The sequence below is a fragment of the Dysgonomonas hofstadii genome (genome assembly GCF_014196915.1).
Taxonomy (GTDB): Bacteria; Bacteroidota; Bacteroidia; order Bacteroidales; family Dysgonomonadaceae; genus Dysgonomonas; species Dysgonomonas hofstadii.
Map to the genome: position 1 here is coordinate 60,285 of NZ_JACIEP010000002.1, position 20,765 is coordinate 81,049.

The following is a 20,765-nucleotide window of genomic DNA, read 5'->3' on the forward strand; positions in this document are numbered from 1 at the left end:
TAATTTAAATCTCCAACATAAAATAGCCTATTTTTTATCAAAAAAGCAAACTTTATAGGGAATTTTTTAGTTTAATCATTTGTGAGTTCTCCAGTTGCTCGATAGCATAGTCTTTTGTGATATGCAATTTATCCTGTCGGGCAGAAGGTATATTGAACATCGCGTCCATCATTATATTTTCCACAATAGACCGTAATCCCCTGGCTCCCAGCTTATATTCTATAGCTTTATCTACAATGTATTCATATACATCTTCATCAAATGACAAATCTACATTGTCCATCTTGAACAGTTTCACATACTGCTTTATTATAGAATTCTTCGGTTCGGTCAATATACGGCGCAGGGCACTTCTGTCAAGGCTATCGAGGTACGTCAAAATCGGCAGACGTCCTATAATTTCAGGGATCAATCCGAATGACTTTAAATCCTGCGGTGCTACATATTGCAACAGATTGTCCCTATCTACCTGTGCATTACTTTTGGACGAAGCATATCCGACAACCATTGTATTCAATCGTTGTGCTATTTTCCGTTCTATACCGTCGAACGCCCCTCCGCAGATAAATAATATATTTTTAGTATCCACTGCAATCATCTTTTGCTCGGGATGTTTACGTCCTCCCTGTGGCGGCACGTTTACAATAGAGCCTTCGAGCAACTTCAACAATCCCTGCTGGACACCTTCTCCGCTTACATCACGTGTGATGGACGGATTATCGCTCTTGCGGGCTATTTTGTCTATTTCGTCGATAAAGACAATTCCTCTTTCGGCAGAAGCCACGTCATAGTCAGATGCCTGCAATAGTCGGGTAAGAATACTTTCTATATCTTCTCCCACATATCCGGCTTCGGTCAGTACGGTCGCATCTACTATGGCGAAAGGTACTTTCAGTAATTTTGCTATTGTACGCGCGAGCAAGGTTTTTCCTGTCCCGGTAGGACCAACAAGAATAATATTCGATTTTTCGATCTCTATATCGTCATTCTTTTCCTGCAACAACCGTTTGTAATGATTATAAACAGCTACAGCCAGATAACGCTTTGCAGCATCCTGTCCGATGATATATCCGTCAAGGTATTCTTTTATTTGTTTCGGGTCGGGTAATTGATTTCTATCAATTCCTAAATCCGACTTCTTTTTTGCCTCAAAGCTTTCTTTTACAATCTGGTATGCCTGCTCGGCGCAACTATCACAAATATCGGCCGACAGACCTGATATAAGCATATTTACTTCTTTATCGCTTCTTCCGCAAAAGCTGCATTGATTTATATTTCCTTCTTTTTTCGCCATTTATCCTCCTTAATGAGAAATGTATATGTCTTAAATAATTTTAGCCAAAAATACTTTTGGCTAAAATCATCTGGTAGTGTTATTTTTTAGCCCCTGTTTCAGGGGGCAAATATATATAAATTTTTATTTATTTCTCATCAAAACATCATCTATCATTCCATAATCTTTTGCTTCGGCGGATGTCATCCAGTAATCACGGTCTGAATCTGCCTCCACTTTATCGAAAGGTTGCCCCGAATGATCGGATATGATAGTGTAAAGTTCTTTCTTGATCTTACCTATCTCACGCGCAGTAATCTCGATGTCAGAAGCTTGCCCCTGAGCACCTCCTAATGGCTGGTGAATCATCACGCGAGAATGTTTCAAAGCAAAACGTTTTCCTTTTTCTCCGGCAACAAGCAATACGGCTGCCATAGAGGCTGCTATACCAGTACAGATAGTAGATACATTGCTGTTGATAAACTGCATAGTGTCATAAATTCCGTATCCTGCATATACCGATCCTCCGGGAGAATTGATATAGATAGATATATCTTTGCCTGAATCGGCAGAGTCGAGATACAGCAATTGCGCCTGTATTACATTGGCAGTATAATCATCGACCTGTGTTCCGAGGAAGATAATCCTGTCCATCATCAAACGGGAGAACACGTCCATCTGTGCCACGTTCAGCTGGCGTTCTTCTATAATAGTGGGTGATATATAACTACTGGTGATATCTATATATTTATCTAGTGCCAGGCCGTTCATTCCTAAATGCTTGGTAGCATATTTCTTAAAATCATTATTCATATTGTTTCCTTTTTTAGTTTTAAAACTGTTATTGTCACTCTAAATATATCAACAATTATCGTGCCATACAGCTGACAGGATTAACAAAGTTAAAAATAAAAACAGATACACCATAAAACCAATTACATTTTATAAAAAACGGGCAGGATATTAAAAATATCCTGCCCGCCCTTTATATTAGAAACAAATTATTCGTTTTCTTCTTTTACCTCTTCTTTGGTTTCTTCTGTTTCAAAGAATTTACGGAACTCATCAAGACTGATTTCTTTTTCTGTCAGTCCTAGTTTCGTTTTCAAAGCATCGATGATCTTATTTTCCATTGCCCTGTCGAGTAGGTTGCGAGCGTTATCTTTATTTTTCAGCATATCATTCGCATAGTTCTCCACCATTTCATCAGGCAGATTCATCATGCCATACTGGGCAAACTGTGCTCTGGCAGCCTGCATAGCAATAGTCTTCATATCTTCGTTTTCGATCTTTATTTCATAATCTTTAGCTATTTGCTCTTTTATAAGATGGAATTTCAGATCGGATATAATTTTAGGGAAGTCCTGATCAAGCGATTCGGCAGTTCTTTCTTCGCCTGTAGTCATCAGCCATCTCTTAAGGAAAGCTTCGGGGAACTCAAGATCGCCAACTTTCTTTTCCAGCAACTCTTTTGCATCGAGAAGGAATTTATAGTCGCTGTCAGGGGCAAATTGCTCAGAGATAATATCTTTTACCTTTGCCTTAAATTCTTCGGCATCCTTTACTGTTCCTGCGCCAAACACTTTATCGAATAAGTCCTGATCAAGATCAGCTTCTTTGTAACGGGTAACTTCTGTCACTTCAAAATTGAACTCGGCTGCAATCGCCTCTACTTCATCTTTTTGTATGTGTAATAAAGATGATATTTCAGTCTCATTTCCTTCATAAGCTTTTCCGGGATTGAATTTGATCACATCACCGGTTTTTGCACCTACAAATTTAGCCTGCTCTTCAGCATCTTTCATATATGATGGCATAACAACTCCGGCTTCTACTTTTATACCGCCTTCTTTCACGTTACCATCTTCGAGCTCGCTGATCACACCTCTTATCAGGTCTGTTTCTTTAGCACCTTCTTCTACTTTATCATATTTGCCATAATTGGCTTTGTATGATTCTATTTGTTTGTCGACATGCTCTTCGTCAACAGTTATTTTGTAGTAATTAAGTTTATCTTTCTTTGTTAAAGACAATTTGATCTCCGGAGCAAGTGCTATATCAAAGAAAAATTCATAATCGCCTTCCGTTGCAAAATCTATTGGCTGTTGCTTTTCTTCGTTTGGCAGAGGTTCACCCAATACATTCAGTTTGTTTTCCTGTATATATTTATAAAGGTTTTCTCCGACCAGTTTATTGATCTCTTCGGCCATTATTGATTTTCCATACATTTTTTTCACCATACCTACAGGCACGGTTCCCGGACGGAATCCCGGTATATTTGCTTTTTTGCGGAAAGTTTTAAGTGCATCGTTCAGTTTTTCCTGATAATCATCTTTTGCGACACTGATCTGTAAAATAGCATTTACACTGTCAACATTTGTGAGAGATACGTTCATCTTAACGGATTTATATTAATATTCTATTCTTCAAAGATTTATTCAAAAAAAGAAAAGCACCGAGATGCTTCTCATTTTTGGTGGTGCAAAAATACTCTTATTCTTGTAATATTCAAAGAGAAATGAGAAAAGAATATATGTTTAATTTATTTAAAAGACAGATAGTCCGATCATTCTACGATACTACATAATTAAATTATTTTGATCGTGGAATCGTAAAATTTATCCCTAATGCAAGAAAATCAAATCTATTTATTCTGTCATAGGATAATCTTAAGCCCCACTTATTACTATAAATAAAACTTTGAGCATATACAGAATATATCCAATAGTCGCCATAATATCCGGCTGAAAGGCCTGAATAAAGTTTATTGTAAAGCAAAACTTTTTGAATACCGAAACTTACTCCTAAATTGTCATGTTCGTTTAAGGATTGAAAACCTGCTCTTAAAATAATATCAGAGTTTATAAATCCCAGATATTTCACTCCTGTGATACTTATATTCCGATATTTAAATCGATCTTTCCCGGAATAATGAACCTGATCATATTCCAATGTGATTTTATCAATATGTCTTGTGGGATATAACCAACCGATAGCGCCACCAAAACCATAATCTTTATTGAATCCTGTTCGAAATGACGCTTTATAAATAAACCTGTCGGGAAAATCTTCGAAATGAATCAATGGCTGTTCATCATAACCATTACTGAACCGTACTCCGAATTTTGAGTTAATAAAGTCGTAATCTGCCCCAACGGTTATCCACTTTGAAGTATAGTCATAATAACCTAATCTTACAATTTGCTCTATATCGCTTGTGATCTTAAAAGACTGACATTCAAAGCCAAGCATGGAAATAATCAAGACACATGTGTCTTTTAATGTTACAATTTCAAATTTCCCATCTATATCCGAAAACACATGATTGCCTGTTCCTTCTTCCTGTATTTGTGCTCCTATAATTAACTCTTCATTATTATTCTTATCCACAACTGTCCCTGATATTTTTCTTTGAGAAAAAGCTACAGTTGAGTAAAGAAATAATATAAGTAAAACAAGATGCTTTTCTCTCATTGTTCCCCAATTAATCAGCAATCATTTCATGGCATTTTTTATTATATCCATGGCCTTTTCCAGTACCTCATCTTCCCCTTTTTTAATACCGTTTATTGTAGGTCTTACTACCACATCGGGCACAATACCGACCCGTTGTGTATCTGTGCCATCGGGATAGAAGATTCCTATACCAGAGATCATTGTACGTAAACCTCCCGGTAAAACTATGCCAGAAACATTGCCATCTGCTCCGGCTGTTGTACTGCCTGCAATAGTTGTATTCTTCCCGGCACGGAATGCCATAGTCGTATATTCAGCCTGACTTTGGCTAAATTCATTTACCAATACAACCAGTTTTCCCTGATAAGTTTCTTTGCCTTTTGGTATTTTATTGGGTCCTCTGAAAATAAATTCTCCGGGATTATTTACATTCCCTTGTGTGAATTTTACAAATGGCACAGTATCTGCCACAAAATAAGAACCCAGCGCAAACGGCACGAACGTGGATGGATAATTGCGGATATCTATAATAATCCCTTTTGTATCTTTAAATACTTCTTTAATTTCAGGAATGTCGTTGTTAGTAATAGAAGCTAATGTCACATAACCGATATTACCATCCAGAAGTTTGTAACATTTTTCTTCTTTATTCACCTTATACCAATGATACATTTTTAACTTGTTCCTATCATATAGAGGTAGGTCTTTTTGCTTTTTCAGTCCGGCAGATTCATATTTTATATTTACAGACTCTTTGTTTGAACGTAATATATCACCTGAAATATCCCTGAGCATCGCAGCATCGTTTGAAGCAGGGTAATAAATGCGCAGGCTATCTACTATCGATCCTACAGCTTTTCTTTCTATATGGGTGATTATATCTCCCACCTGCAATCCGGCATCTTCCGAATATTCGGGATTATAATAGTCAGTTACAACGAGCTTATTCTCTATAAACTGAACTCTGAAAGGAGCATATTTATTTCCTCGTAGTTCTGCAATTTTATTTCCCCCACCCCACAAGTTTGCGTGCGTATCCTGTATATCACCGATAAGGCGCAATGCGGCCAACTCATATTCCAATTCGTTTTGCGCCGAAATGAATATTGGAATATATTCTCTGAGAACTTTATTCCAATCCTTATCGGTCAGATATTTAGCAGGAAAAAAATAGTGTATCATATTCCAGTACCGAAATAACGATAACAATCTGAATCCGGCATCAGGATATGGCATATTTGAGTATGAATTTTCATTCTTAAATTCCGGATTACCTACATTAGGAAACATTCCAATATAGAAATGTTCGCCTTGATGACGGTTTTCATATAAATATCTTATTTTATTAATTAAATCAGGACTTATACTTTTACTATCTACCCACGACAAATCGGGTTTTATAAAAGCACTGTCAGGTGTTTGTTTACACTCTGTGCAAGGGGATACTTTCCCATATTTATCTATCCATGAAACAAGTAGTTTATTCCTTTCGGTTACGTTATTAACTTTTAGATATTCAGGTAAAAACCGGAACAATTCGTAATCCCAATTGTAATTTCCTTTTCCTACTTCGGGATGATGATATTTTATAAAACCCCATAGCTTACCTAACAGTTCTAAATTATTAATTAGTTGTTCATTCAGTTCCGGAAATGTTATATTGGAACCATTGTAAAATTCCTCATCTTTCTCCGCAGGCAATAATGGTTTCTGATAAATAGGCGCATCATAAATATCTTTTCCATCAATCGTGACATGCAAATCATCAAGCCACATTTTACCCTTTCCCACCAATAAGCCACCTATGACTATTTGCTTCGTTTTGCGCGGATTCATAGTCAAAGTAACCTCATATCTTGTCCAGTCGGTGGTACCTTCAACTCCCCTGCTGTGCATATTATCAAATGCAACCTCCGGATCTATTCTCATCCATAGTCCGGCATATCCATCAGAAACGTTTTCGGTCTTTATATATCCTGATAGTGTAATCAGCTTCCCTTCATAATTGTGCGGAAGAGCAAAAGACAAAGCTTTATAATCCGTCGCTTTCCCATCCTGATGTTCAATTACGGCAGAATATTTTCCTGCATGCGATGTCGTTGAGTCCGGATATATCAAATAATCCGAACTACCAAAGAAATGCCAATTCGCAGGATATTTACCTTTATATTCTTCAAAACTGAAATTATAATCAGCCTCATCATTTTTTGTTTGTGAGCATGCACATAAAGCTATAGAAGCTATTAAAATGGTAAATATTATTTTTTTCATCTTATATCAGGTATTAAAGGTTTTGCGATATAATCGGGCTGTTATTTCGGAAATAGACGTATCAATGTTCTCTAAAAGTATAGAATATCTTTGACATTTCGTTAAATATATGTTGCAAAACATATTTCTAATAAAAAAATATTAACTTTGTTATGTGATTAACCTAAGAACCTGACTTATATCATTGAGCTTTTTTATGGTGAAAGATAGTAGTAATGTTGTAAGCATATCCGAATGTATCCCTGAAATCTGGAAACTGCTGAGTAGCAAAGAAAGGGATTTAATATCTTCTAGTGCAAGAATCGTCGACTTTAAGAAGAATGAGATAATCTACCGTGAGGAGGAAACCCCTCAGGATTTGATGTGTCTTTGCCGTGGTAAAGTGAAGATATATAAAGACGGTGTTGGCGGCAGAAGCCAGATAATAAGAATGATACGCACTACGCAGTATTTCGGTTACCGCGCCTATTTTGCAAAAGAACCATATGTGACCGCAGCGTCGGCTTTCGAAGCTTCCACCATTTGCTTTATTCCCATGCAAATAATCGAGGATATAGTATTTGCCAACTCTAAACTGGGCATGTTCTTTATAAGGGAACTATCCACTGACCTGGGGATCGCTGACGAACGGGTAGTTAATCTCACACAAAAACATATCAGAGGGCGTCTTGCAGAATCCCTTATTTTCCTAATCGAAAATTACGGACTGGAAGAAGATGGCGCTACCATTAGTATATATCTGTCGAGGGAAGACCTGGCTAATCTATCGAATATGACAACGTCGAATGCGATCCGCACATTATCTACATTTGTCGATGAGCACATCATCGCTTTAGATGGCCGCAAAATTAAGATAATAGACGAAGACAAACTGAGAAAGATAAGCAAAATAGGATGATCACCCGCATTGCTCATAAGTATCTGGATTATAAATACAGGGAAGTTGCCTGTTTTATAGAAAATCCGATCCGGGCGCAAGAAGAAATACTATCCTACCTACTCCGTAACGGAGCACAAACCTATATAGGCCAGCAATTTAAATTTCCGGAAATTAAGAATAAAGATGATTTCAGGTACAATGTACCTGTTTTTCATTACGAAGATTTACGTCCTTATCTGGATAAAATACTGGTCGACAAACGACAGAATGTACTCTGGAACAAGCCTGTAAACTGGTTTGCCATGTCGTCGGGGACTACCGAAGACAAAAGTAAATATATCCCGGTCACAAAAGAATCGCTCACAGGCGGACATTACAAATGTGGGGAACAAATGCTCGCCATATACGGACGGGCAAATCCGGATGCTAAATTCTTTTTTGGAAAGACGCTTGTACTTGGAGGGAGCAAACAGATAAACAGAATAGGAGACGGAGTTTTCACCGGAGATATTTCAGCAATACTCATCAAGAATCTTTACTTCTGGGCGAAACGTAGCCGTACTCCGGAAAGTATTTCATTGCTGCCCGACTGGGAAGTAAAGCTTCAGGCGCTTACAGATTATGCTGTAAAGAATGATGTCAGGGCATTTATGGGTGTTCCGTCGTGGTTGATGGTTCTGCTGAAAAAGATAAAAGCCGACACCGGAAGGGAACTGACCGATATATGGCCCAATCTCGAAGTATTTTTCCATGGCGGTGTTAGTTTCACCCCATTCGAAGAACAATACCGGAAGATCATACAAAAGCCCGATATGTGGTATTGGGAAACATATAATGCTTCGGAAGGATTCTTCGGTGTACAGTTCGAAGCCGGTTCGAAAGAAATGCTTCTGATGTTGGATAGCAATATCTATTACGAATTTATGCCGATGAGCGAATGGGATAAGGAGAATCCTAAAACATTAACTCTCGACGAAGTAAAAACAGGAGAAAATTATGCTATACTGATCTCTACAAACGGCGGGCTTTGGCGCTACATGATAGGAGATACAATCGAGTTCACTTCCACAAATCCATACCTGTTCCATATAACCGGACGTACAAAAAATTTCATCAATGCCTTTGGCGAAGAGATCATAATAGATAATGCAGAAAAAGCACTCTCTGCCGCATGCCTGCTAACAGGTGCACAGATAACTGAATACACGGCTGCTCCGGTTTATTTCGGCGATAATAATACCGGTGCTCACGAATGGCTGATAGAATTTGCCACAGAACCTGATAGCCTTGAAAAATTCACTCTGGCTTTGGATGAGAACCTGAAGAAGGTAAATTCCGATTACGAAGCGAAACGTTCTTACAACCTGTCTTTAGGATTACCAATTGTAAGAAATCTGCCAAAAGGCACTTTTAATGAATGGATGAAATCGATCGGGAAGCTCGGCGGGCAGAATAAAGTACCACGATTGTCGAATAACAGGGATTATATGGACAGGCTTTTGGCTTTCACAAAGAAGAGTCATTAGTTCTAATCGGTCAAACTACATTCTTCAAACACATATCCATTTGTAGCTTTGCTGACTCTACTGATAAACGGATATTTTTTCAAAAGACCGGACACTTCCTCTATATTATTGTTATTGCTTAATAATTGCACATAATAATAGGGAGAGCACGATTCTGCAAATAGATAATCAACGCCCAAAGTATTCACCTGGCTTATAAGAGAGTCCATATTCGTTTTGGCCGGAAAGTAATACAAACGTGATATTTTATTTGTTTTAAAATCTACATACTTTGTTTCATTCGTTGTCGTACGATGAATAAATGAAGTTTCGACAGGCTGAACATAAAATTTAATTTTTTCTTCTATCTCTTTAAACCTTTCTTCCGAGCCATCTAAATTTTCATCATCTGTATAATGTTCGCAATATGTAAGCTTCAATTTAGGGTATTGCTCTTCCTGAAATCCCAGCATAAAAGCATATAAGCCACCTTCTTTCAGGAATTTTATTATCGAATCAGAAGGCATATGGACATCTATCTGCAGATTATAAACGTAATGAGTAGGAGTATCTCTTATCCGTCCGGTCAATCCTCTCATTATAGTTTTAATATCCTCATTATATTTTTCGTATGTATCTGTTTCGGTATTCAGAATCCGGGAATAAAGTAACTCATTCTTTTCATTAAAGAATTGTATCTGGTAGTCATATCCACACTTACACAATTCTTTCAATTCATTGCCGACAAGAAGTTTCTCAAGCCGATCTATTTCTAAAGAATCCGTGATCATTATCGCATTATTATCCGCATCTTCCCAAAAGTAATTATTGGCAAAAACGATATATTGCGTTTTACCTGCCAGAGGTGTATCATTTCCTTTACAGTTTACAAACAACAACAGATTACAGATAACGATTAAAAGAATAATAAACCTTTTCATAATAGCAGATTTTACAATAACTCTCACCCTTTCCTCTACCTCTTCCATTCTTCATCGGGGATTGATCTATATCGTCCCCAGAACTTATAATGAGTCAATGACATCAAAGATATGACTTTTCCTATATATCTATTCTTCAATAATAGATGCTGAATGATATAAAATATCCACAAAAGGATAAAAAAGAACACACTATATAAGATTATCTTAATGAACCCCGGCTCTATAGGAAACGGAAACAGTTTATAAAACAGATAGGAGCCAAAAGTTGAGCAGATAATGCCAATCATCACGAATAACCCATGAGGCGTTTCTACCGCTTTTTTAGGACAATTTGCCATACACCTCATACAGCTCTCACATTTGAACGTCCAGAAAGGACGCTTGTTTACTCCTTTGATAGCCCTCACAGGACATTGTTTTATACACAAACCACAACTGTCGCAATCGACAGAGGCGTAATAAGATTTGGCTAGGTAAAACCGCCCTGCAAAATAATAAACGAATGCTACGGGAGAAATTAATATATCCTGAACAATATCTTTATATGCAGTGAATACCTTTTTCCCTTCAAATATTTCATCAGAGTATCCTTTTGTTCTGGAGTAGTTCTTTCTATGTAAGAACTTAACTGCCTTCTGACTTAGTGCAGGATGGATAGATAACCAGTTGGAAAGCATATCGAAAGGTATCATCCCTACAATATTATAGCCTTTACTTTTCAGTATTGCCGAAGATAGCAGAAAGGCTATACCAGTTAAACCGGGTGTCACAAACTTCCCTATTTTCAGTCCGGCTCTCGTATTCATCAGCATGATACCGTTCCTCCCTTTAGGAAACCGACGTATAAAATCAAGGGTTATTTCCGGATAGTTAAATCCGTGTATGGGAGAGATAATTATGATTAATGTCTGAGGGTTAAGATTAAGATTTTCATTTGTATGGATTTCAGCAATATTTTCCAGTTGACAATCAATATTCTTGTCAGCCGCAAATTCCCGAATCCATAGAGAAACCCTTTTCGCATTTCCCGTTCCTGAAAAATAGAATATTTTTATCCCGTTATATGTAAACATATATACATGAGAGATTGAGAGTTCAAATATACTCAATATACCATAAAAGCAAAAGTCCGCCTGAATAAATCAAACGGACCTTGCCCTATTAAGTATTTTATTAATCAAGTAAACTTGCCGCTTCCTTATCAAGGAACCAGTATATGTATCCTCTTTTCGGATTTACACGTGCAGCCGGATATTTATTCACAAAGTCTTTCCGGTTCTTTACTATATCCCTCACCTTTTCGGCCTTGCTTTTTCCTGTGGCCAGGAATATTACATACTGCGCATTGTTTACTACCCTTCCGGTTATAGTAACACGCTTCATTCCACTTTCAGGGTGTTCACCAACTTCACAGATTTCTTTGCTATCCCATAAATCAATCTGATTGGGAAAAATAGAAACAGTGTGTCCGTCATCACCCAGGCCAAGCATTACAATCTCGAAACATGGAATATCCTGACGTTGCATCAGTTTGTTTCTCAATACCGTTCCATACCATAAGGCCTCTTCTTCAGCCTCGTTCTCGCCATGAATCCGGTAAATGTTATTATTCGGTATTGCGGGAACTTTATCGAAAAGATGGTCTTTTGTCATCCCGAAATTATTCATCACATTTTCGGGTGGCACGCATCTTTCATCACCCCAGAAAAAGAATACCCTTTTCCAGTCGATCTCATCTTTACAATTCTCAGCCCAATAATCAAAGATAACTTTAGGCGTTGTTCCTCCCGACAGTGCGAGATTTACCTGCGGATATACATCCAGCAATTTTTTCAGAAATTCCGTGAAGCCCTTGCTAAGAGCATGCGGGTCATCAAATACTTTTACTTCTTCTTTTATCATCATAATTCACAGTATATGCCGTCATCGGATAAGTTTTTACATGGATAGCGCCATGTGAGGTTTTTCTCTTCTATAAGGTCGTCCGCGTGCTCAGGCCCCCACGATCCGGCCGGATAACCGTGCAAAGGTGCATCGGGATTCTTTTCCCAGAATTCGAGAAGAGGTTGCACAAACTTCCATGTAGCCTCTAAAGCATCGCCCCGTATATACAGGGTAGAGTCACCTATCATGCAATCGAGAAGCAGGCGCTCATATGCCTCAGGGAGGTAGGTATCTTTCAACTGGGAATAATGAAAATCCATATTCACAGTTTTCACCTGATAACCACTTCCTGGAACTTTCATCTTTGTTTTCAATAAGATTCCTTCATCGGGTTGGATGCGAAGAACCAATTGATTTTCATCATCCCTCAAATCAGTGGTTTCCGGGAATAATCTTTGTGGTGCAGGCTTGAAATGAATAACGACTTCCGATACCCGTGTAGGCAGGCGTTTCCCGGTACGCACATAGAAAGGCACATCTCCCCAGCGCCAGTTATCTATAAAAAGCTTCATCGCCACATAGGTCTCAGTCCTCGATTCGGGATCAACACCTTTTTCTTCACGGTAACCTTTTGCATACTTACCTTTTATATTGGCTGCCGTATATTGTCCTCTGATAACATTTTTGAACAGATCGTCGTCGCTCATCGGACGAAGTGCCTGAAAAACTTTAAGTTTCTCGTTGCGGATTGCTTCCGAATCTATCGACATAGGAGGTTCCATAGCAACAAGAGCCACTAGTTGCAACAAGTGATTCTGCACCATATCGCGTAAAGCTCCTGCATTATCGTAGTATCCGCCACGGTTTTCCACACCAATATTTTCGGCGGCGGTTATTTCCACATGATGGATATAATTTCGGTTCCATAGAGGTTCGTAAATACCATTGGCAAAGCGTGTGATCAACAGATTCTGAACAGTTTCTTTTCCCAGATAATGATCGATACGGTATATCTGATCTTCATCGTAATTTTCTTTCAAAGACGCGTTTAGTTCTATCGCGGACTTCAAATCGGTGCCAAAAGGTTTTTCTATAATAATCCGCCTGAAGCCATTATCCTGATTGTTCAATCCCTGTTCTGCAAGAAATTTAGGAACCAAAGGGTATAATGATGGTGGTGTAGAAAGATAGAATATATAGTTCCCTGCTGTATCAGCTTCCTTATCCAGAACTGCTAATCTGTCTTTAAGCTTTGAGTATTCCTTTCCATCATCGGTATTGATAGAAAGATAATGAAGCTTCTGACAGAAAGCATTTAATTCATCCTCGGATGCATCTTTAGCAGTAGCAAACAGCCTGATGCCATCTTTCATTTTTTCACGGAACGTGTCGTCTGTGAAAGAACTGCGCGCAACTCCCAGTACAACAAAATTCTTTGGTAGTGAATCTTGTTTATACAGGTCGAATACCGCAGGTATAAGTTTGCGGTATGTTAAATCACCGGAAGCCCCAAAGATAATCAGGGCCTGGTTCTTTATTTCCTTAGATTTCATAAGCCCCTCCATTCCTCTCCGAGAGGGAGGCTTTTAAATTCATTTTTTTCATTTCTCCAAAATTAAGTCCCCCTTGGGGGATTTAGGGGGCTACCCTTTTTTTATTTCATGACCACCAAACTGATTGCGCATGGCCGCCAGAAGCTTCATTGCATAAGAGGTTTCCTGTCTCGATTCGAAACGGGTGAACAATGATGCTGTAATAACATGGGCAGGCACATCAAAATCCATAGCGGTTTGCACAGTCCAACGACCTTCTCCACTATCGGCTACATAATCCTTTATTCCATCCAGGTTTTCATTGCCTTCAAGTGCATTCCCGATAAGCTCGAGTAACCACGAACGGACAACAGATCCCTGCATCCATACACGGGATACTTTTTCAAGATCTACATTATAGGGAGAATTCTTCATTATTTCGAATCCTTCAGCATAAGCCTGCATCATACCGTATTCGATACCATTGTGTACCATTTTCACCATATGTCCGGCTCCGCTTTCGCCGCAACGCATATACCCGTTTTCGGGCGCAAGGCTCTTAAAGATAGGTTCGGCAAAATCGCAGGCTTCTTTGTCTCCGCCATACATCAGGCAATATCCGTTCTGAAGTCCCCAAACGCCACCGCTGGTTCCACAGTCGAGATAATGTATTCCTTTTTCCTTTATTTTCTTTCCACGTTCTACAGTTTCGCGCCAGTAACTGTTTCCTCCATCTACGATTATATCATCAGGATTTAAAAGGGTAAGAAGTTCGGCAATGTTCTCTTCCACAGGTTTTCCGGCAGGAACCATCAGCCATACCAGCTTCCGGCCTCCCAGTTTACTTACCAGATCTTTAAGATCCGAAGCCGGAACTGCACCTTTTGCTGCGGCTTCGTCCACTTCTTTCTGTGTAAGGTTATATACAACTACTTCATGGCCATGATTCAAAAGGCGTTCTACCATATTACCGCCCATTTTTCCTAATCCTACAAATCCGATTTTCATATTTGTTAATTGTTTATTGATTTCTTCATATAATTAAAACAAGCAAGAGCCTGAAAAGATTTTGATTCCTAGTTATTTAAAACCACACGAAGTTACAATTATTTTACGATTTTAAGTTAAATACGCAATTCGCAATCGTCATTTTCTTTTATATCAATTGTATTTCAGGGAATTAGGCCTATATTATTTTTCATAAATTATATCTATACAAAAACGACACATTATCAAGATTATTTATACAACAAAAAACCGGCTGAATTTCAACCGGTCTTTTGTTATCTCGTAAAGAAGATTATCTTATTATTTATAATCTTCAGGTGTGATTTTGATTTCTCCTAAAAGTTTTTTGTCACTGTCATAATACGCATAAGTATAAGCAACTTCCAGTTCTTTTATTTGTTTAAACTCGGCCAGGCCTTTTAAAGCCTGTATCATTGTAGCCTTGGTTTGATCATTAAACTGAATTGCACCAGCCATTTCTGTTGGAACTGTAAAGTAAGTTTTTAGAATCTTGCTGCCATCTATTTCACATTTATCCATTGTCATTCCATTTCCCATATCCAATGGACATTGTTTGTTGATTTGATCTACCTGAAGCTCCATAAATTTTGTAACGGCCGCATCTTTTGCGTCTTTACATTGAGTGAAAGCTAATGACAAGATTAGCACCATTATGATGCTAAAAGAAGTTTGAGTTAATTTTTTCATAAATTTCGTGTTTTTAATAATTAAGTAGGGCAAAGATAGGATATATTTTAGATGTACCAATACCAAATATAAAAAGAAAAAGAGTTATTCTTGCGAATAACTCTTTTTCCGTTTTATGGTAAAATTTCCTTATTCAGAAACTACTTCGAAAGGAATTTCAACAGATACTTCTTTGTGAAGCTTTGCTGTTGCCTTGTAACTTCCGACTTCTTTTACTGAGTCTTTGATTACAATCACTTTACGGTCTACATTATAGCCTAACTTCTCTAGTGCTTCTGCTATCTGAATATTAGTTACAGAGCCAAAGATAGTACCTGTAGAACTGGTTTTTGCACCAATTGTAAGAGATACTCCGTCAAGTTTAGCTGCAAGGTCCTGAGCATCCTGTTTGATTTTCTCAAGTTTGTGAGCACGTTGTTTCATGTTCTCAGCTAAAACTTTTTTCGCAGATTCCGAAGCGATCACAGCCTTTCCCTGAGGGATAAGGAAGTTACGACCATATCCGTCTTTTACATTAACGATATCGTCTTTATATCCTAAGTTTAGAATGTCTTCTTTTAATATAACTTGCATATCTTTTTTCCTCCTTATTTTTATTTCATTAAGTCTGTTACGTAAGGAAGCAAAGCCAAATGACGAGCTCTTTTAACCGCTTGTGCAACGCGACGTTGGAATTTCAATGATGTACCGGTAATACGACGAGGAAGAATTTTTCCTTGTTCGTTCAGGAACTTTTTCAAAAACTCAGGGTCTTTGTAATCGATATACTTGATACCATTTTTCTTGAAACGGCAGTATTTCTTTTTCTTGACATCAACTGAAGGTGGAGTCAAATATCTGATTTCTGATTGCTGTGCCATAATTTAGTTCTCCTTTACTTCTTCTTTTTTAGATGATTTTAAATTTCTTCTCTTCTGTGCGTATTCGTGAGCAAATTTATCCTGACGGAAAGTCAGGAAACGGATCACTTTTTCGTCGCGACGGAAGTTGATTTCTAATTTTGAGATCACAGACGGATCAGCCTCAAACTCCAGGAATGCATAAAAACCAGTAGATTTTTTCTGGATAGGATACGCAAGCTTGCGAAGCCCCCAGTTTTCTTCATTCACTATTTTTGCACCTTCATTGGTCAAAATAGCCTTGAATTTTTCTACCGCTTCCTTCATCTGAACATCAGACAAAACGGGAGTTAAAATGAAAACGGTTTCGTAATTGTTCATAAATTAATTAGTTATAAATTAAACATTGTCATTTTTACAAATGAGCCGCAAAGATAATGCTTTTTTATCAAAACAACAAATGCTAAACCCTCAAAAAATGTTGGAAAAGCGGTTACGATGTCGTACTTTTGTATATCAAAAATGACACATTGATAAAATGACGCATGAAGATATATTAGATCTTAACCAGGATCAGGACCTGATCTTTCCTATAATAAACGGGAAGGTTTCAATGGCCATTAACCGGATGATGTACCGTAATTTCAGGAAGAAAGGCCTTGATATCACACCCGAGCAATGGACTGTGCTGGCTTTCTTATGGAAAGAGGATGGTGTTACCCAGCAAACATTATGCAATTCTACATTCAAAGATAAACCCAGCATGACACGCCTGATAGATAACCTCACAAAACAAAATCTGGTCTACCGGAACGCTTCGGATAGCGACAGACGCTCAAACCTGGTTTATCTCACCGATGAAGGCAGAGCTATAAAAGACCGTGCAACAATAGCCGTAAACGACACGATGGACGCAGCATTGGCCGGAATTGACGAAAGCGGACTGAGGCAGGTGCGTTTCTTGTTGGCTGCTGTTTTCGGCAATATATCAGATGCATTACAGGATAAATAGAAATATTATAGTAATTAAAGGAATTATCAGTTGCATAGCAACTTAGTAGTCAAGTAGGAAAATAGATTTTTTACGCTTAACTACTCTGACTACTTTAACTACTGATTTGCATTATTCTTTTATAACCATGTCTATGTAAACGGGCAGATGATCGCTGTATCCTCCCAGATATTTCCAGCCCGAATAGGTTCTGAAAGGCTTCATCCCTCCATATTTATCATTATCTTTTTCCAACAGGAAGTCGGATAAATAAACATGAGCTTCTTTATTTTTTATTGAGGTGCGACTTGATGAATCCAAAAGATTTCCACTGACGATAATCTGGTCTATATAATCCCACTTACCTCTGTACTTATATGTTCCGATGGGCTTATTCTTTACAATGGACTTATGGTAGAACATATTATATAAAATACCGGACACAACAGATTCTTCCAGCCCGTTTGCTTCCAATGTTTCTTTCATACTGACATCAGCGGGATAGTCGTTGAAATCACCCATAATAATGATATTCGCATTTCTTCTGATACGGGAAAGGCTATCTGTCTTTTGCCTCAATAACCGGGCACATTCTATCCTGTAAGGTCTTGTCTTGCGAATGCCCTCGCTGCGTGAAGGAAAATGGCATACAAATATATCGAGGACGTCCCCGTTTATAATTTTTCCTGTGACATGCAGAATATCCCTTGTGGTGCGGCCGGGAGCATCTTTAAAATAAGGGGTGTATGATCGTTTGCTTATTATTTTTATCTGATCACGCTGATAAAGCAAGGCTGTATTCGATCCGCGATGATCTTTCGATGTTGTGATTATATATTCATACTTATGCCTGTTCAAGGCAGCCCGTTTAGTCAGATCGAAGAGAACCGAATCATTCTCAACTTCACACAGTCCGATCAAAGCAGGAGGGTAACCTTCCCCCACTGAGATTAACACTTTGCTTATATCATGCAGTTTTTTCCAGTATCTGAAATCAGACCAACGCAGGTTACCTTCGGGTGTAAGGTCATCGTCATTTGTATCGGGGTTATCTTTCGTATCGTAGAGATTTTCTACGTTATAGAATGCAATCCTGAACTTTTCCTGCGCATCCGAAGCTAACGGGAGGAACAGGAAAAGAAAAAGCAGTAAAATATATTTATCTCTACTGCACCCATTCATAGCAGCCTATGTCGGGATAAGTATCGTTCAACCGGGATATACCTTTAATATCGTATGGAAGAGATGCTGAATATATTTTATCAGCTTTATCAATAGCAGATGAACCGTGTGTGAGTTGAAAGTTATAGGAAAATGTCCCGTTGCTTCTCACATCTTTAAACAAGGGATCATTATTCCATACCGTGTTTATATAATGAGCATCTTCCTGATTATTCGATCTTATCACACAATTAACAAAGCTGAAATCAAAAACCTTTCCGGAATTTTCATCAAGCCTTATTTCATTACTCACAGAGCCATAGACAATGGTATTAATAAAATCGCATTTTTCGAGAGTACCATCATACTTATTACTAAGTACCACCGTCTCCTCCGTTCTCGAAGACCATCTGAAATAATTGGCTACCGTACAATGCAGGAATGTATATTTCCCGCCTTGTAAACTGAGTACAGCGCCCCTTGAATTTACAAACAGGCTGTTGGAGGCAGTTATATCGCAATTGGTAGATACGATTCCATATTCCAATGAATTCTGCACAACAGTATTCATCAGAACAGCTTTTTTATATCCTGTTTTCGAAGGGTAGAAAGTCATCCCTCTTGTCGCGTTTTTCACCACCACATTGCTGAGATTATTTTCAAAACTTTCGGGATAGAAATAAATACCGTCCCATTGCCCGGGAACATTATCATACGGGATGTCTCCTTCTATATTATCGAAACGGTCGCCCCTGAATACGACAGATTCTCCCACATCTCCGTCTATATTCAACGATCCGTGTATCCTTACCGAAGCGTTTTCCTTCATAAAGAATTTCACTCCTTTATTTACCGTAAGAGTCGCATTTTCCTTTACAACAAGAGAATCAAATACCAGCAATGGCTTTTCATCTGTTATAATGGAATCCTTCGTTACTATTTCCCCCTCCCAGATATATACATCCTGCCCAACGGCTTCGAGCCGCAGATATTGAATGTTCCCGTTAAAAGTAAACTTTATGGAATCTTTTATCAGAACTGGATTATTTACATTTTGTGGATTAACCGTAACCTCGACAAAACCATACAGACTGTCTTTTTTCAGTATCTCCACATTCGTGAGCCTGGTTCCTTTTTCCCCGTCGATATTCATCCGGAATCCGCTTTCAGAAGGGTTAACCAGTTCTATAGATTCTATCTGTATCGACTTACTGTTACGGTTGTATATTTTAAATTGCTTTGTGGCAGAACCAACAGAAGAAAAAACAGTATCGAAACTTATCTTATCGGACGAAAAACTAAGTTTCAGATTTTGGTCAGTAGAAAAACTGTCATCATTATTGCAGGCAAAAAATGACAACAAACAGAATAACAGGATTAAATTACTCAGTTTCTTCATCTGTAATTATAGTTCCTTTAGCTACAAACCCCGTCGATAGAGCACGATTGTCCGCTTATAATTTCACCCTCTCCGGAAGACACCCCTCCTTTTTCCCATTCAGCGTATGATTCTTCCAGAACTTCCAGGTATTTTTCGATAGCGATAGAACCTTCTACCCGTTGCTTATTATTGAATACATAAAATGGGATATACTCCAGATTCAGTTGATCTTCACTATATGCTATATCTTCTTTTATTTCATCCAGGTATTTATCGCTGTCGAGCATTGTCATTATATTCTCTTTTTTCAGGCCTATACCCTCACCCAACTCAATAAGAGTTTGCTTGTCGCTTATGTTCTTTCCTCTGACAAAATAAGCATCGAAAAGAGTTTCTTCGGCTTCAGTTGCCAAACTATATTCTTTCGCTAATTTTACCAGGCGGAGAGCATCAGAAGTATTTGCGACAATAAGATTATCGAAATCATAATTCAAGCCTACCTCTCTGGCGATTGCAGCAACTTTACCCTGAGTCTCCCGGGCTTCCGCTTCACTCATACCGTACTTTTTAGCAAAGTATGAATAAATGGATATATCCAAAGCTTTCTTAGGCAATGCAGGATCGAGTTCGTAGCTATGCCATACCAGTTCGACATTATCCTTATAAGGAAATTTATCTAAGGCTTTTTCCAGTTTCTTTTTTCCTATATAACAATATGGGCAGGCAATATCCGACCATATCTCTATTTTCATTTTGTCCATGTTTGTATTGTAATTAATATTATACAAAGATACTATTTTCAGTTGAGAATTAACCCGTCAACGGGAATTTGAAAACTTTATCTATGTGTAAATAGTAGTTGGTAGACAGTAGTTGGTAGTGGCAGAAAGCGATCTTTGAAAAATAATGTAAGGTTTGTCAGTTTAAGTTAA

The 20,765-nt window shown here is 38.2% G+C and carries 20 protein-coding genes; 3 read left to right on the top strand and 17 right to left on the bottom strand.

What is annotated here, in order from left to right; all coding sequences use genetic code 11:
• Positions 1-52: 52 nt before the first annotated feature.
• The 5 genes from clpX to GGR21_RS02240 form a co-directional block, all read right to left on the bottom strand.
• Positions 53-1,294 (bottom strand): ATP-dependent Clp protease ATP-binding subunit ClpX, encoded by a 1,242-nt coding sequence (gene clpX / locus GGR21_RS02220; RefSeq protein ID WP_183305549.1) that lies wholly within the window; start codon positions 1,292-1,294, stop codon positions 53-55.
• A 123-nt stretch (positions 1,295-1,417) separates the two neighbouring features.
• Positions 1,418-2,086: an ATP-dependent Clp endopeptidase proteolytic subunit ClpP gene (clpP, locus tag GGR21_RS02225; RefSeq protein WP_183305550.1), complete on the bottom strand. Its 669-nt coding sequence runs from the start codon at positions 2,084-2,086 to the stop codon at positions 1,418-1,420.
• 188 nt (positions 2,087-2,274) lie between these two features.
• Positions 2,275-3,669 carry a trigger factor gene (gene tig, locus GGR21_RS02230; RefSeq protein ID WP_183305551.1) on the bottom strand — a complete coding sequence of 465 codons (1,395 nt, stop codon included), beginning with the start codon at positions 3,667-3,669 and terminating at the stop codon, positions 2,275-2,277.
• 196 nt (positions 3,670-3,865) lie between these two features.
• Positions 3,866-4,747, bottom strand: a complete 882-nt coding sequence (locus tag GGR21_RS02235) for a carboxypeptidase-like regulatory domain-containing protein (RefSeq protein WP_183305552.1) — start codon at positions 4,745-4,747, stop codon at positions 3,866-3,868.
• A 21-nt stretch (positions 4,748-4,768) separates the two neighbouring features.
• On the bottom strand, positions 4,769-7,000 hold the full coding sequence (locus tag GGR21_RS02240; RefSeq protein WP_183305553.1) for a S41 family peptidase: 2,232 nt from the start codon (positions 6,998-7,000) through the stop codon (positions 4,769-4,771).
• Positions 7,001-7,196: 196 nt separating this feature from the next.
• Between GGR21_RS02240 and GGR21_RS02245 the strand changes: the two genes are divergently transcribed.
• Entirely contained in the window at positions 7,197-7,898 is a 702-nt protein-coding gene (locus GGR21_RS02245) for a Crp/Fnr family transcriptional regulator (protein ID WP_183305554.1), read from the top strand.
• A complete protein-coding gene (locus tag GGR21_RS02250; RefSeq protein WP_183305555.1) occupies positions 7,895-9,406 on the top strand; it encodes a GH3 auxin-responsive promoter family protein in 1,512 nt (503 codons plus the stop codon). Before GGR21_RS02245 ends, GGR21_RS02250 begins: the two co-directional genes overlap by 4 nt.
• A 2-nt stretch (positions 9,407-9,408) precedes the next feature.
• Here GGR21_RS02250 and GGR21_RS02255 read toward each other — a convergent pair whose 3' ends face one another.
• The 9 genes from GGR21_RS02255 to rpsF all read right to left on the bottom strand — a co-directional run bounded on the left by GGR21_RS02255 (position 9,409) and on the right by rpsF (position 16,681).
• Positions 9,409-10,326: a hypothetical protein gene (locus tag GGR21_RS02255; protein WP_183305556.1), complete on the bottom strand. Its 918-nt coding sequence runs from the start codon at positions 10,324-10,326 to the stop codon at positions 9,409-9,411.
• 35 nt (positions 10,327-10,361) lie between these two features.
• Positions 10,362-11,402, bottom strand: coding sequence for an EFR1 family ferrodoxin (locus GGR21_RS02260; RefSeq protein ID WP_183305557.1), 1,041 nt, complete (start codon positions 11,400-11,402; stop codon positions 10,362-10,364).
• Between the two features lie 100 nt (positions 11,403-11,502).
• Entirely contained in the window at positions 11,503-12,234 is a 732-nt protein-coding gene (pgl, locus tag GGR21_RS02265; protein ID WP_246347969.1) for a 6-phosphogluconolactonase, read from the bottom strand.
• Positions 12,231-13,766 (bottom strand): glucose-6-phosphate dehydrogenase, encoded by a 1,536-nt coding sequence (gene zwf / locus GGR21_RS02270; protein WP_246347970.1) that lies wholly within the window; start codon positions 13,764-13,766, stop codon positions 12,231-12,233. Before zwf ends, pgl begins: the two co-directional genes overlap by 4 nt.
• Before the next feature lie 90 nt (positions 13,767-13,856).
• Positions 13,857-14,753: a phosphogluconate dehydrogenase (NAD(+)-dependent, decarboxylating) gene (gene gnd, locus GGR21_RS02275; RefSeq protein ID WP_183305559.1), complete on the bottom strand. Its 897-nt coding sequence runs from the start codon at positions 14,751-14,753 to the stop codon at positions 13,857-13,859.
• 300 nt (positions 14,754-15,053) lie between these two features.
• Positions 15,054-15,461, bottom strand: a complete 408-nt coding sequence (locus tag GGR21_RS02280) for a hypothetical protein (protein ID WP_183305560.1) — start codon at positions 15,459-15,461, stop codon at positions 15,054-15,056.
• Between the two features lie 129 nt (positions 15,462-15,590).
• Positions 15,591-16,034, bottom strand: a complete 444-nt coding sequence (gene rplI / locus GGR21_RS02285) for a 50S ribosomal protein L9 (protein WP_183305561.1) — start codon at positions 16,032-16,034, stop codon at positions 15,591-15,593.
• A 20-nt stretch (positions 16,035-16,054) separates the two neighbouring features.
• Positions 16,055-16,324, bottom strand: a complete 270-nt coding sequence (rpsR, locus tag GGR21_RS02290) for a 30S ribosomal protein S18 (RefSeq protein WP_183305946.1) — start codon at positions 16,322-16,324, stop codon at positions 16,055-16,057.
• Positions 16,325-16,681 carry a 30S ribosomal protein S6 gene (rpsF, locus tag GGR21_RS02295; protein WP_183305562.1) on the bottom strand — a complete coding sequence of 119 codons (357 nt, stop codon included), beginning with the start codon at positions 16,679-16,681 and terminating at the stop codon, positions 16,325-16,327. It abuts the gene before it with no gap.
• A 157-nt stretch (positions 16,682-16,838) separates the two neighbouring features.
• Here rpsF and GGR21_RS02300 point away from each other — a divergent pair, with 157 nt between their 5' ends.
• Complete coding sequence (locus GGR21_RS02300; RefSeq protein WP_183305563.1) at positions 16,839-17,312, top strand: MarR family winged helix-turn-helix transcriptional regulator; 474 nt, start codon at positions 16,839-16,841, stop codon at positions 17,310-17,312.
• Positions 17,313-17,423: 111 nt separating this feature from the next.
• Here the strand turns inward: GGR21_RS02300 and GGR21_RS02305 are convergent, their stop codons facing one another.
• The 3 genes from GGR21_RS02305 to GGR21_RS02315 are packed head-to-tail and all read right to left on the bottom strand — an operon-like array spanning position 17,424 to position 20,585.
• Positions 17,424-18,473: an endonuclease/exonuclease/phosphatase family protein gene (locus GGR21_RS02305; protein ID WP_221232882.1), complete on the bottom strand. Its 1,050-nt coding sequence runs from the start codon at positions 18,471-18,473 to the stop codon at positions 17,424-17,426.
• Positions 18,457-19,851, bottom strand: a complete 1,395-nt coding sequence (locus GGR21_RS02310; protein WP_246347971.1) for a choice-of-anchor Q domain-containing protein — start codon at positions 19,849-19,851, stop codon at positions 18,457-18,459. Before GGR21_RS02310 ends, GGR21_RS02305 begins: the two co-directional genes overlap by 17 nt.
• Positions 19,852-19,868: 17 nt before the next feature.
• Positions 19,869-20,585, bottom strand: a complete 717-nt coding sequence (locus GGR21_RS02315; protein WP_246347972.1) for a DsbA family oxidoreductase — start codon at positions 20,583-20,585, stop codon at positions 19,869-19,871.
• Between the last annotated feature and the right edge of the window lie 180 nt (positions 20,586-20,765).

Bases quoted from the DNA above. Each gene is read 5' to 3' on its own strand.
- clpX (WP_183305549.1), bottom strand. From the start codon at position 1,294: ATGGCGAAAAAAGAAGGAAATATAAATCAATGCAGCTTTTGCGGAAGA.
- GGR21_RS02235 (WP_183305552.1), bottom strand. From the start codon at position 4,747: ATGAGAGAAAAGCATCTTGTTTTACTTATATTATTTCTTTACTCAACT.
- rpsF (WP_183305562.1), bottom strand. From the start codon at position 16,681: ATGAACAATTACGAAACCGTTTTCATTTTAACTCCCGTTTTGTCTGAT.
- GGR21_RS02255 (WP_183305556.1), bottom strand. From the start codon at position 10,326: ATGAAAAGGTTTATTATTCTTTTAATCGTTATCTGTAATCTGTTGTTG.
- GGR21_RS02310 (WP_246347971.1), bottom strand. From the start codon at position 19,851: ATGAAGAAACTGAGTAATTTAATCCTGTTATTCTGTTTGTTGTCATTT.
- GGR21_RS02240 (WP_183305553.1), bottom strand. From the start codon at position 7,000: ATGAAAAAAATAATATTTACCATTTTAATAGCTTCTATAGCTTTATGT.
- zwf (WP_246347970.1), bottom strand. From the start codon at position 13,766: ATGAAATCTAAGGAAATAAAGAACCAGGCCCTGATTATCTTTGGGGCT.
- rplI (WP_183305561.1), bottom strand. From the start codon at position 16,034: ATGCAAGTTATATTAAAAGAAGACATTCTAAACTTAGGATATAAAGAC.
- gnd (WP_183305559.1), bottom strand. From the start codon at position 14,753: ATGAAAATCGGATTTGTAGGATTAGGAAAAATGGGCGGTAATATGGTA.
- clpP (WP_183305550.1), bottom strand. From the start codon at position 2,086: ATGAATAATGATTTTAAGAAATATGCTACCAAGCATTTAGGAATGAAC.
- GGR21_RS02300 (WP_183305563.1), top strand. From the start codon at position 16,839: ATGACGCATGAAGATATATTAGATCTTAACCAGGATCAGGACCTGATC.
- pgl (WP_246347969.1), bottom strand. From the start codon at position 12,234: ATGATGATAAAAGAAGAAGTAAAAGTATTTGATGACCCGCATGCTCTT.
- GGR21_RS02305 (WP_221232882.1), bottom strand. From the start codon at position 18,473: ATGAATGGGTGCAGTAGAGATAAATATATTTTACTGCTTTTTCTTTTC.
- GGR21_RS02315 (WP_246347972.1), bottom strand. From the start codon at position 20,585: ATGAAAATAGAGATATGGTCGGATATTGCCTGCCCATATTGTTATATA.
- tig (WP_183305551.1), bottom strand. From the start codon at position 3,669: ATGAACGTATCTCTCACAAATGTTGACAGTGTAAATGCTATTTTACAG.
- GGR21_RS02250 (WP_183305555.1), top strand. From the start codon at position 7,895: ATGATCACCCGCATTGCTCATAAGTATCTGGATTATAAATACAGGGAA.
- GGR21_RS02245 (WP_183305554.1), top strand. From the start codon at position 7,197: ATGGTGAAAGATAGTAGTAATGTTGTAAGCATATCCGAATGTATCCCT.
- GGR21_RS02260 (WP_183305557.1), bottom strand. From the start codon at position 11,402: ATGTTTACATATAACGGGATAAAAATATTCTATTTTTCAGGAACGGGA.
- GGR21_RS02280 (WP_183305560.1), bottom strand. From the start codon at position 15,461: ATGAAAAAATTAACTCAAACTTCTTTTAGCATCATAATGGTGCTAATC.